This window comes from Sulfitobacter sp. GN1-4 (assembly GCF_055693825.1).
Map to the genome: position 1 here is coordinate 1,804,750 of NZ_JBVFUQ010000003.1, position 12,312 is coordinate 1,817,061.

The window sequence follows — 12,312 nt, forward strand, 5'->3', positions numbered from 1 at the left end:
AGCCTCCCTGTCAAAGGGGTGCGGGTTTAGGATACCAGGACACCCCTGCTGGAGGGAGTGTTTCGCCATGCCAATCAACGGGTTCTGGTCCGTAGTTAAACGCAAACTGATGGGTCTCCGTGTCGCGCAAACGCAGGCCTTCCGGCAATGACAACAGCGCCAGACCCTGGCAAAGCTGGCTGACCAACCGATCCCACAGCGCCTGATCCGGCCAGCCGCAAAGATAGTGCAGGTGGTCTTTGGCGACGCAAACGGGATTGCCATCGTTTTGGGAAAAGACAGACCGTGCCTGCCCCTCAACATGTTCCACCCAGTGTCTGAGCGCCCCACCACCCGACACAGGCCGTGATACACCAGGCGGCAGGCTTTCCACCCGGCTAACCCGCGCATCAAGGCCTGGTATGGCAGGCCCAAGGGGCAGGGCTGTCGACATCTCTGCACTCATCAGATTGCTGCGCGGGCCGATCAAGGCGGGCACCTTGGCGGCTGCCAGGTTGTCCATCAGACCACCCGACATCTCGGCGATGCCCGGCGCAAATACCGCCCGGTAGGCTGAAAGCTGATCGATGCTGGCATGGGGCGGCAGAAAATCCACCGAAAGCCCGCGCCGCCGCAGCGCCTTATAGGCGTCAAAGACCAAGCGGAAATAATCAAAATCCGCCCCCTGCGGCAGCGTCTTCCAAGCCCAGTCCGAGGCATAGTCAAAAAGGATGGCCACCGGTGCCTGCGCAAGCGCCACCTCTGGCATTTGGGCAAGTTCGCGTCCCACCTCTGCGGCCTCTGCCATTCCCGGGGCCTCAGCATCATCTGCGCGTAGCAGGCCTGCGTGCATCTGCTCTTGCGCAAAAGGGCCTGGCGCCAGCGGAAGTAGCTGACAACTTCTGCACCGTGGGCAAATGCCTCCCACGACCACAGGCGCACCATGCCGGGCAAGGGGGCGGGGTTGTAAGGTGCCCAGTTCACCGGCCCCGGCTGCTGTTCCATCACCCACCAACGGCCCTGATTCAAGGCGCGGTACAGATCGTGATGAAACGCCTGCATGTCAGGATCGCCCTGTTGCAGGTAGGTGGCCTTGTGCGTGGCATCCCCTTCCAGCCGGTCCGACAGAAACCCAATAGGGTAGCTGTCCCATGACGCGATATCGAGGTCCGCGGCCAGTGCGAAATGGTCAAATTCCAGCACCCGACCCATGTAGTTATGGATCAGCGGCGCATCCGTGTGCGGCCGCAATGCCGCCACCTGTGCTGCATTCCAGGCCACCACCTGATCCGAGGCAAAGCGGCGGAACGCCATCTCATGCGCCGGGTTGGGCTGTGTGACGGTGAGGTTGGGCAGTTCTATCTGGTCAAAATGGTCATATTCCATCGACCAAAACACATTGCCCCAGGACCGGTTCAGCGCATCAATGCTTTGATACCTTTGCGCCAGCCAATCGCGAAACGCGCGCCGCGCGGCGTCTGAATAGCTCAGCACCGTGTCGTGACAGCCGTATTCATTGTCAATCTGCCAGGCCGCGATATGCCGGTTGCGCCCATAGCGCCGCCCCATCGCAGCAGCCATATCTGCGGCGGCTGTGCGGTATCCCAGATGGCTGTGGCAATAGTGCCGCCTTGATCCGAAGGTGCGCGCACGGCCTGCGGCGTCATGGGCCAGCATGTCCGGGAACTTTTCCTGCATCCAGCGCGGCGGCGTGGCCGACGGCGTGCCCATGACGATCTGCAATCCAGCGTTGCCCAGCACCTCAACCGCGCGGTCAAGCCAGTCCCAGCTGAATGCACCGGGGGCAGGCTCCAGTTTGGACCAGGCGAACTCCCCGATCCGCACCCAGGAAATACCTGCCGCCACCATGCGGGCGGCGTCCTTGGCCCAGATGTCTTCGGGCCAGTGTTCAGGGTAATAGCAAACCCCAAGCGCGCGTTTCACAAGATCACCCGAGGTTCCGCCACGCCCTGCGCCACATCCCCGGTGACAAAAGTGGCACCTTGCGGGGCAGAGGGGTCTTTCAACGCCTGCGTGGCAGAGGTGGCAAACAGATCGCGCAGGTCAGGGCCACCGAAAGCGGGGCAGGTGGTGTGCTTGCCCGGCACCTCGATGCGTGAACGCTCTTCGCCGTCCGGCCCAAAGCACACCACGCAAGAGGACCCCCACATCGCAATCCAGATCTGACCGTCCGCATCCGTCACCGCACCATCGGGGTTCAGACGCGTGCCTTGCAGATCAATGATCACCTCTGCAGGCCCGTCAGGCCATCCGGTATCTGGATTAAGCGACAGGCGCATCACCTGTTGCGTCACCGTATCGGTGTAATAGCCACAGCTGCGGTCTGGGGCAAAGCAGATGGCATTGCTGATGGTGATCTGCGGCGCGATCTGGCGCAGCTCCCCTTGATAGAACCGGAAGATGGCGCCCGCCTTCGGCTCGGCCATCTTGCCCATGGTGCCAATCCAGAACCCGCCCCAGGGGTCCGCGCGGCCATCGTTTGACCGTGTGACGGGGTTCTCTGCCTCCAAGGCGCAGACCAGCTCTTGGGATCCGTCCTCGATGCCGAAACGCCACAGCCCGGTTTCTGAGGCCATCAGCAGATGGTCCCGGTCAATCCACCCCGCAGCTGAGCAATGTTCATCGAACTGCCACTGCCGCAGCGGCCCGTTGCCGCGCGCGAATAGACGCTTTGCCATGATGTCGAACCAAAACAGCTCTTGCCGTTCAGGGTGCCACAGCGGTCCTTCGCCCAGATCACATTGGGTGGGGTCAAAAACGCTCATGCGGTGGCCTGGCGGTAGGCGGCCACGATGGCCCGCGCCCGCGTGCCCACGTCTTGTGCAGAAAGCCCCGGCTTATAAAGCGCAGACCCGATGCCAAACCCATCGGCTGAGGCGGCAATCCATTCGGCAAAGTTGTCCGCCCCCGCGCCGCCAACCGCATAAACCAACGTGCCTTGGGGCAAGATCGCCCGCATCGCAGACAGCCCGCCCGTGCCCGCCATCGCGCCGGGAAAAAGCTTCAGCCCGTCCGCCCCGGCCTCCAACGCGGCAAAAGCCTCAGTCGGGGTGAAGACGCCCGGCCAGCTTTGTAGCCCGCGTGCCTTGGTTTGGCCGATCACCGCCGCATTGCAATTGGGCGAGACGATGATCTGCCCGCCTGCGTCTGCCACCTGGTCCACTTGCGCCACGCTCAGCACCGTGCCCGCGCCCACGGTGACGTCCGGGCCCAGCTCTTTTGCCAGAACTTCGATGCTTTGCAACGGATCTGGTGAATTCAACGGCACCTCAATCGTAGTGATGCCCGCCTCAACAATGGCGGCACCCACGGCCGTAGCCTCGGCTGGGGTCAGGCCGCGCAAGATGGCAATCAGTGGCAATGTCATACCGTGTCCTTTTGAGGTCGGAACGCCGCGGTCAGCCCGGCGAGCGTCATCCGTTCGGCATCTGTGATGGTCGCAGGCGCGCCCTGGGCCTGCAAGGCGCGGGCATAGGGGGTCGCCAGGCGATCATCGCCGATTATTGCGATTTGCGTGCCCAGCCAATAGGGGCGGGCCGCGGCCAGTTCAGCCCCCAGCAGCAATCCCGAAAGCCGCGCGCGGTTGCTGTCAGGGGTGGCCCCTTCTAGCAGATCACTGGCGCGAATGGAAAAGAGCCGTGCGGCAAGCTTTTCGGGTTTGCTCAGCGCTTCGTTGACGGCCTCATCAAAGGTGGCGTCGTCCCAACCGTCCCCCGCCACCGAATGGCGCAGTACAGATTGGCGCGACAGCGTGGCAAAAAGCTCACCGGTCATGAAGGTCTGAAAGCTGACGACTTCGCCCGCTGATACCTGCGCCCATTTGGTATGCGTGCCGGGCAGGCAGACAACACCGTCCCATCCGTCATTCAACGCCAAAAAACCCGCGATCTGCGTTTCCTCGCCGCGCATCACGTCGGGGGGCTGTCCTGGCGCAAACCTGAGATGACGCGGACCGCTAGCGATTGTGCCGGGGCGGGCACAGTTTCATCCGCCAGCGGCGTGCAGGGCACTGCGCGGTAGGGGGCTTCGACCCAGCCTTGGCGCGAGCCTACCATTCCACAGGCAAGAATGTCTGTACCAGGGCCAACGTCCCACCCGGCCAGCAGCGCAGTCAAAGCGGGTTCAAACCCGGATTTTTCCAGACCGCCCATGCCGTCACCGGAGTGTGCTGTGGCCAAAACCTGACTGCCCCGCATCGCCCAAGCGCGCAGGTTGCTGGTGCCCCAGTCAACGGCAATCCATTCGGGTGTGATCGCCTCTGCCATATTAACCGGTCGTCACCACGCCGCCGTCCACGACCATACATTGGCCGGTCATCATGCGGCTGGCCTCTGAGGCCAGGAACAAGGTGGCGTCGACAATATCTTGCGGCACCAAATGGGTTTTCAGGCATTGGCGTTCCAGATGCGCCGCCAGCCCTTCGGGTGTGGCCCATTGATCAAGCTGCTTTTGGGTCAGCACCCACCCCGGTGCCAGCGCGTTTACCCGGATCCCGTCCGGCCCGAACTCACGGGCAAGCGACCGGGTCATGGCGGTGATCCCCCCGTTTGCGGTGGTATAGGCAGGGTATCCTGCATTGCCCATCATATAGCTGATCGAGCTGAAGTTGATGATGCTGCCCGCGCCTTTGCCTTGCATCCCAGCCACCACCGCCTGCGCGGCAAAGAAGTAGGCCTTGAGGTTGATGGCCTGCAGGTTGTCCCAGGTTTCAGGGGTGATTTCCGTGGCACTGTGGCGCTGATCATTCGCAGCATTGCTGACCAGCACGTCGATGGCCCCGTGCCGCTCTGCGGCCTCAGCGATGGTGCCTTGCAGGCGGTCCATATCGGTGATGTCGCCTTGAAAGAAATGCGGGGCCACCCCGTGTTTCGCCTCCATCTCGGCCACAAAGCCCGACGCATCCGAGCGGCCGATAAAGGCCACCTTGGCCCCCTGTGCCAGAAAGCCGTCCGTCAGCGAAGCGCCTATGCCAGAGCCACCGCCGGTGATGTAGACGGATTTGCCTTTGAGGTCGTGAAACGTTGCTGTTTGGGTCATGTCATTCTCCTTTGGCGAGGCTCACAGCCGTTCGCCTTCCAACACCCACATCGTTTCGGGGAAACTCCAGGGCAGGGTGAAGCCCGCGTTCATCAGCGCCGCACCGGTCAAGGTAAGCGGCCCGTTCTTGAGAATATGATCACCGCGTGACAGCTCAGACGCAGAGGCGCGGTTGCGCAGCGTGATCTTATAGCGTGCGCCAGGATCAAGCCGGGTCAGACGCAAGGGACGCGGCGCAATCTGCGCAGATGTCGCGGCCTTTCCCACAAAGGTGACAAACCTGCTGCCGTCCTGGGCCAACTGCTGTTCGGCCACAATGGCCGGGTCCGCGGCCTCAAGGCGCAAGATATCGGCGCTGTACATCCAATCGCGGTTGGCTTTCCACCATGCCGTGACATCGCGCAGCACCTCAGTTTCGCGCGCGTCCAGCTCACGCGGGTCCATTTCAAACCCCATGTGGCGCTGTGCTGCCACCCAGGCCCGGAATTCTATATCAAGCGTGCGCCCAGAGGTGTGGCAATGGCGCGGCCCAACGTGGCTGCCTGTGACAGCAGAGGGCAGGAAAAGTGCCGCGTTATGCTGCATGCGCAACCGCTCCAGCGCGTCGTTGCTATCGCTGAGCCATACGCGTTGGGTCCGGGTCAGGATACCAAAGTCAATGCGCCCACCGCCCGACGCGCAGCTTTCAATTTCCACTTGCGGGAAATCGGCGCGCAGACGATCAAGCAAGGCATAAGACCCACGCGTCTGATCGGCATCCGGCATCGGCAGGACACGGTTATGGTCCCACTTGATATACTCGATCTCATGCGCAGACAGGATCGCGGCCATGCGTTCATAGATAAAGTCGCGCACCTCAGGCATCGCCATATTCAGCGCCTTTTGCTGGCGCCCGAGGATTTGATCATCCGATCCCAGCGCCCAATCGGGATGGGCGCGGTGGATGTTGCTGTCTGGGTTGATCATCTCAGGCTCAAACCAGATGCCAAAAGACATGCCTTCGCGGTGCACGTGATCAATCAGCGGCCCCAACCCGTCAGGGTATTTGCGCGGATCCACCTCCCAATCTGAAAGCGATGAGGTGTCATCGTCGCGCTGGCCAAACCAGCCATCATCCAGCACAAAGCGCTCCGCCCCCAGCCCGGCAGCCAGGCTGGCGATTTCTTTGAGCTTATCAAGGTTGTGATCGAAATAGACCGCTTCCCAGCAGTTGTAATGCACCGGGCGCGGGATGCCGGGTTTGGTCCAGGGCACGATCCGGTCGCGCAAGTGGCGCTGAAAGGACACCGCGCATCCGTTCAACCCATCAGACGAATAGACCGCATAGAGCGGCGCTGTCTTGAACTCAGTTGCAGGCGCGGTTTCCATGCGTGCGGCATGGCCAAACTGGATTTGGCGACGCCCGTCTGGCAGCTCTTCTGCGATCATCCGGTGACCACCGGACCAGCCATAGTGAAAGGCATAAGCCTCGCCACTGGCATTGGTGGCCCCCCGGCAGGGGATAAAGAGGCCCGGGAAATGTTCATGGCCCGTACGGCCCGTGCGGTTTTCGCGGTAGCGGATGCCCGCAGACCAGGGCGTGCGGTTGGTCTGAAACTCTCCGCACCAGCGCCCGGCGAAATCTATCATCTCATCCGCCGCCTGCGGGGCAGGCAACACAGGCGCTGCCAGCCAATGCAGATGCAGCGGTCTGTCAGAGGTCAGCGTTGCGGTCATCGCGATCACATGGGTCACGGGGTCCATTGTGAAGGTCGCGGTATAGGTCAACCGGCTGATCAGATCCGCGCAGACGACCCGCAGCTCATGCGCGTCTTGCTGGGCATCGGCCAGGGTGAACTGCGGCAACAGCGGCGTGCCGTCGGCATCCCGCACAATCAGGCCCGGCTGGCCATGAAAGCTGCGCGCGGCCTCAGGGCAGATCGACAGATCCGGGTTGCGGTCCAACATGCCGCCGGTGACGTCAAGCTGCGTGGACGCCGCCAGATCGCTCAGGTTTTCGTCCAACGGCAGGGGTGCCCCCAATAGATCACTTCAGGACAGCGATCTTCAACCGACGCCAGAGCCAAGGTCTGACGCGGGCCGTCCAGCCTCCATGTTTTGATCACTTCACGGCACCCAGTGTTAGACCTGCAATAAAGTGCTTTTGCATCAGAAAGAACATCGCCACCGGGGGCAGAGCCGCCACAAGTGAGCCTGCGCTCATCAGATGATACATCGCGCGGAATTCTGAGTTGAATGCCGTGATGCCTGCCGTCACAGGCTGGCTGTCTGGACCCTGGGTCAGCACCACCGCCCAGAAATAATCGTTCCAGATGAAGGTAAAGATCAGCACCGACAGCGCCGCCAGCGCAGGTTTCATCAAGGGCAGAACCACATACCAGAAGATGCGAATTTCTGAGATCCCCTCAACCCGCGCCGCCTCAATCAGCTCATAGGGCAGGGCGCGGATAAAGTTGCGCATGAACAGCGTGCAGAACCCGGTCTGGAACGCCACATGGAACAGGATCAGCCCCAGCTTGGTGTCATAAAGCCCCATGTCGAGTGTCAGATCACGCACCGGCACCATCAGGATCTGGAAGGGCACAAAGTTGCCCGCCACGAACATGAAAAAGATCCAGATGTTGGCCTTGAACCGGTAAACGCCCAAGGCAAACCCGGCCATGGCCGACAGTGCGACCGCACCAATCACCGTGGGGATGGTGATCATGAAAGAATTCAGCAAATACCGCGGCATGTCAGAATTGAAAAACACCTGGCCGTAGTTCTCAACAAAGTTGAAGGACGAGGGCACGCCCCAGTAGTTGGCATTGGTGAAATCCGCACCCGGTTTGATCGAAAAGATCGCAACAGCCAGCAGCGGCAACAACCAGGCCAGCAGCGCCACAGGCAACACGGCCTGATAGATCGGCTTGGCCATGGGCCCACGTTTATCAAGCGGGGTAGGGAACATCAGCGTTTCTCCTCGCGGTACATGGAGAAGAGGAAGTAGGCAATAAAGACCATCATGATCGCAAAGAGCACCACAGCAATGGCCGCCCCATAGCCCATGCGGAAACCGTATTCAGACAGGGCCACCTCAAACATGTAATAGGCCAACACGCGGGACGACCCGAAAGGCCCGCCGCTGGTCATGACAGAAATCAGGTCAAACGAACGCAGCGCGCCGATGATCGTGACCACAAAAGCGATGAAGGTCGCAGGCTTGAGCTGCGGCAGCACCACATGCCACAGCATCCGCCAGCCCTTGGCCCCGTCCAGACGCCCGGCCTCGATCTGCTCTGGGTCCACGGCATTCAGGCCGGTAAGGTAGAGGATCATGCAATAAGCGGTCTGTGGCCACAGGCCTGCGATGATCACGCCGTAGGTGACGTATCGTTCATCGCCCAGCATGTTGATGGGGCCCGCGCCGAACCATCCCAGAAAGACGTTCAAAAAGCCAAAAGCGGGGTCATAAAACCACGTGAACACCAGGCCCACAACGACCTGAGAGATCACGAAAGGAAAGAAAAACAGTGACTTATAAAGCCGGATGCCCGTCACCGTCTGATTGAGAAACAACGCAATGAAAAGCCCCGCAGGGATCGCCGCCAGATAAAGGAACAGCCAGATGATGTTGTTTTTCAAAGAGACGTAGAAAGCGTCTTGGTCGACGTATTCCCAATAGAGGTCTTCGTAGTTGCGCAGCCCGACGTATTCCTTGGCCCCCAGTCCGTCCCATTCGTAGAGCGACAGGTTAAACGACTGGAACACCGGATAGATGACGTAAAAGACAAAGAACAAAATCCCCGGAGCCAGGAACAACCACGGCGCAAGCGTCTGCTGATTGCGTTCCCAAAAACTACGGTCTGCGGCGGCGTCTGACATGAGCTGTCCTCAGCGGGCAAGGGTGCATGCGCACCAAATCGGTCTGAGATCAAAAGCACCAAAGGTGCTTGCAGGCGCGCGCAGCGAACCGCGCGCGCCCAAAGGTCTTAGCGGTAGATCCGCTCGCGGGCACGGTCCAGCTTGGCCAGGATCCGGTCCAGACTGTCAGGCTTCACCATGAACTCCTGGAAGCCTTCCATGGCAACCTTGGCCATCTCCGCAGGCGCGTCACGGTCAAAGAACTGCGCCACACCGCCTGGGCTGTTGGAGGACAGCATTTCAAAGCCTTCCAGCAGGAACTTGTCTTGGTCCACGGAGGACTGGTTGTTCACAGGCAACTGACCCAGCGCGTCACCAGAGTTGATGATGGTCTGGTTCTCAGCAGAGGCCACGAACTTCAGGAACGCGCGGGCGTTGTCTTTGTTCTTGGCGTTGGACGGGATGTGGAACGTGTCTGTTGGCGCATCCTCGGCCAGGGCCACATCGCCGTTGATCGCTGGGAACTGGTGGAAGTCCAGCTTGCTGTCGTCCAGACCCGCTTCGCGCAGGGGGGCGACGGCAAAGTTGCCTTTCAGGATCGCAGCCGCATCGCCATTGGTCATGAAGGGCAGGGATTCCTGCCAGCTGTATGCGGTGTGATCGTCAATGAACGCACCCATGTCCAGCAGCTCTTTCCAGTTGGCGAAGGTTGCTTTGACCCGGTCGTCTGTCCAGGAAATCTCACCATTGGTCAGGGCCGCGTGGAAGTCATAGCCGTTGGTGCGCATGTTCAGGTAGTCAAACCAGCCTGCTGCCGTCCACAGGAATTTGGAGCCCAGCGTGAAGCATTTTTTGCCCGAATCGATCACCGCCTGGCAGTTGGCCTTGAACTCTTCCCAGTTGGAAGGCTCAGACAGGCCCAGCTCTTCGTAGATGTCTTTGCGGTAGTAGACGCCCCACTGGTAGTAGGTATAGGGCACACCCCACTGCTTACCGTCGAGTGTCATCGCCCCTTTGGTCGACGCCAGCTCTTCGCTCAGCGTGCCTTCCCAAACGTCAGAGACGTCTTCAAACAGGCCCGCATCCACGTAAGGACGCATGCGGTTGGCGGCATACCAGTTGGCAACATCTGGCGCGTCAGCGGTCAGGAAGTTGCGGATCTGCGTCTTATAAGCTTCGCGGTCGATGACCGTCAGCTCAATGTTCAGATCAGGATGCATTTCACCAAAGCGTTCAACCATGCCTTCCATCACCGCACGGGGCGCTGGGTTGGACATATCAGAGAAAATGACCAGGTCGCCGCTCAGCTTTGCATGGCCATCAGCAAAGGCCGCACCGGCAAGCATGGTTGTGCCAGCGAATACGCCCAGCACCTTCGATTTCAGTGATGTCATTGGTTCCTCCCGAGATCACTTTTGAGTTCCATTATTTGGAACAAGGTTTTATATATTGAAAACTACATCGCACCCTGCCATCCTTGTCAAGTGGCGATGCGGAGAATGCGCACCGACGGGGAGGTCGGACGCCACGAAATGGGAGGTGCCACAATGTCCGGTGACGGCACAGTGGGCAAAGCAATGGATGTCTTGGAGCAGGTGGCCGAATTTGGCCGGCCCGTGCGCTTTGGCACGTTGCTCGAAGGCTCGCCTTTTCCAAAGGCCACGCTCTACCGATTCTTGCAAACCCTGACCAACCAGCGCCTGCTGGCCTATGATCCCGAACACCAAACTTATTCGGTGGGTCTGCGGCTTGTGCGGTTGGCCCATGCGGCCTGGAAACAAACCAGCATCGGACCACTGGCGCGCCCACATATTGATGCGCTCAGCCATAAGGTGGGCCTGACGGTGCATCTGGCGCAATTGGACCACGGGCAGGTGCTTTATGTGGATAAACGCAATGCCACACAGCCTGTTGAGATGTATTCAGACGCGGGCAAGATTGGCCCGGCCTATTGCACCGGCGTCGGCAAGGCGATGTTGGCCTTCCTGCCCGAAGGCCAGCAACAGGCGCAGCTGGAGCAGCAAAGCTATCACCGCTTCACACCGCAAACACTGGCAGATGCGTCCAGCTTGAAGGATGAGCTGAACAACATCGCCCAACGTGGGCACGCTTACGACCGCGAAGAACACGAGCCGGGGATCATCTGCATCGCGGTGCCTATTCTATCCTCGCGGGCACAGGTGCTTGGCGGTTTGTCGATCACCGGTTCTACCCAGCACACAAGTTACGAAAAACTGGACGCCCTGGTGCCAGATTTGCAGGCTGCCGCGCGTGCTATCGCTGCGGACGCCGAAGCCTGGCGCTTTCCCGTCCATCTCATTGAACCTGCCGGCCAGGATGGGCCGCACCAATACATAGGGGCATAAAATGACAGGGGTCACACTGCAAAAAGCCATCAAGCGTTATGGCGATGTTCAGGTCATCCACGGGATCGATCTGGAGGTGGAGGACGGCGAATTCTGCGTCTTCGTCGGCCCGTCAGGCTGCGGCAAATCCACCTTGCTGCGCATGATCGCGGGGCTGGAGGAAACCTCAGACGGCACCATTCAAATCGGCGCTCGTGACGTGACCAAGGCAGACCCGTCAGAGCGCGGCGTGGCGATGGTGTTCCAGACCTACGCGCTTTATCCGCATATGACGGTGGCTGAAAACATGGGCTTTGGCCTTAAGATGAACGGCGTGCCCAAGGCGGAGATCAACAAAAAGGTCCAGGCCGCTTCTGACATTCTCAAGCTGGATCAATATCTCAAACGCAAGCCAGCCAACCTCTCGGGCGGGCAGCGTCAGCGGGTGGCCATTGGCCGGGCGATTGTGCGCGGGCCTGAGGTGTTCCTCTTTGATGAACCGCTGTCCAACCTCGACGCTGAGCTGCGCGTGGAAATGCGTGTAGAAATTGCCCGGTTGCACAAGGAAATCGGCGCAACCATGATTTACGTGACCCACGATCAGGTTGAGGCGATGACCCTGGCCGACAAGATCGTCGTTCTGCGCGCGGGCTATATTGAACAGGTCGGCGCGCCTCTGCACCTCTACCGCGACCCGGACAACAAATTTGTGGCAGGTTTCATCGGCTCGCCTGCGATGAACTTCCTCAATGGCACCGTTAAGGGCGGCGAAGTGGACGTGCCCGCGCTGGGCCGCTCGGTTAAGGTTGAGGTCAACCTGCCTGCCGAGGGCAGTGAGGTCATTCTGGGCGTCCGGCCCGAGCATATTGAGGTGACAATCGGCAAAGGTGCCCTGTCTGCGGATATTTCAGAGGCGCTGGGCGGTGTCAGCTATCTGCACCTGGCCACGCACACCGACGAACGGATCATCTGCGAAGAGCGTGGCGATGAGCGGGCCAGCGAAGGCGACACTGTCGACATCAGCTTTGAGCCGCGCCGCGCCATGCTCTTTGACGCCAAAACGGAGATGCGGATCCGCTAGAACAGG

Annotated in this window: 9 protein-coding genes and 2 pseudogenes; 2 read left to right on the forward strand and 9 right to left on the reverse strand. The window is 60.3% G+C overall.

The window, feature by feature from the left end:
• Positions 1–10: 10 nt before the first annotated feature.
• From ACZ1HM_RS09420 to ACZ1HM_RS09460, 9 genes and pseudogenes are all read right to left on the reverse strand, one after another.
• A pseudogene (locus ACZ1HM_RS09420) lies at positions 11–1,923 on the reverse strand (beta-galactosidase).
• Positions 1,920–2,765 (reverse strand): SMP-30/gluconolactonase/LRE family protein, encoded by an 846-nt coding sequence (locus ACZ1HM_RS09425; protein ID WP_472742557.1) that lies wholly within the window; start codon positions 2,763–2,765, stop codon positions 1,920–1,922. The pseudogene ACZ1HM_RS09420 and the gene ACZ1HM_RS09425 overlap by 4 nt, the downstream one beginning before the upstream one ends.
• On the reverse strand, positions 2,762–3,367 hold the full coding sequence (locus ACZ1HM_RS09430) for a 2-dehydro-3-deoxy-6-phosphogalactonate aldolase (RefSeq protein WP_472742558.1): 606 nt from the start codon (positions 3,365–3,367) through the stop codon (positions 2,762–2,764). Before ACZ1HM_RS09430 ends, ACZ1HM_RS09425 begins: the two co-directional genes overlap by 4 nt.
• Positions 3,364–4,265 (reverse strand): annotated as a pseudogene (locus tag ACZ1HM_RS09435) (2-dehydro-3-deoxygalactonokinase). The gene ACZ1HM_RS09430 and the pseudogene ACZ1HM_RS09435 overlap by 4 nt, the downstream one beginning before the upstream one ends.
• Position 4,266: 1 nt before the next feature.
• Positions 4,267–5,037, reverse strand: a complete 771-nt coding sequence (locus ACZ1HM_RS09440) for an SDR family NAD(P)-dependent oxidoreductase (protein ID WP_472742559.1) — start codon at positions 5,035–5,037, stop codon at positions 4,267–4,269.
• A gap of 21 nt (positions 5,038–5,058) precedes the next feature.
• A complete protein-coding gene (locus tag ACZ1HM_RS09445) occupies positions 5,059–7,059 on the reverse strand; it encodes an alpha-galactosidase (protein ID WP_472742560.1) in 2,001 nt (666 codons plus the stop codon).
• Between the two features lie 79 nt (positions 7,060–7,138).
• On the reverse strand, positions 7,139–7,987 hold the full coding sequence (locus ACZ1HM_RS09450) for a carbohydrate ABC transporter permease (protein WP_472742561.1): 849 nt from the start codon (positions 7,985–7,987) through the stop codon (positions 7,139–7,141).
• Complete coding sequence (locus tag ACZ1HM_RS09455) at positions 7,987–8,901, reverse strand: carbohydrate ABC transporter permease (protein WP_472742562.1); 915 nt, start codon at positions 8,899–8,901, stop codon at positions 7,987–7,989. Before ACZ1HM_RS09455 ends, ACZ1HM_RS09450 begins: the two co-directional genes overlap by 1 nt.
• Positions 8,902–9,008: 107 nt before the next feature.
• Positions 9,009–10,226: an ABC transporter substrate-binding protein gene (locus tag ACZ1HM_RS09460; RefSeq protein ID WP_472744591.1), complete on the reverse strand. Its 1,218-nt coding sequence runs from the start codon at positions 10,224–10,226 to the stop codon at positions 9,009–9,011.
• A 201-nt stretch (positions 10,227–10,427) separates the two neighbouring features.
• Here ACZ1HM_RS09460 and ACZ1HM_RS09465 point away from each other — a divergent pair, with 201 nt between their 5' ends.
• Positions 10,428–11,246 (forward strand): IclR family transcriptional regulator, encoded by an 819-nt coding sequence (locus ACZ1HM_RS09465; RefSeq protein ID WP_472742563.1) that lies wholly within the window; start codon positions 10,428–10,430, stop codon positions 11,244–11,246.
• A 1-nt stretch (position 11,247) separates the two neighbouring features.
• Positions 11,248–12,306, forward strand: a complete 1,059-nt coding sequence (locus ACZ1HM_RS09470) for an ABC transporter ATP-binding protein (RefSeq protein WP_472742564.1) — start codon at positions 11,248–11,250, stop codon at positions 12,304–12,306.
• Positions 12,307–12,312: the final 6 nt, after the last annotated feature.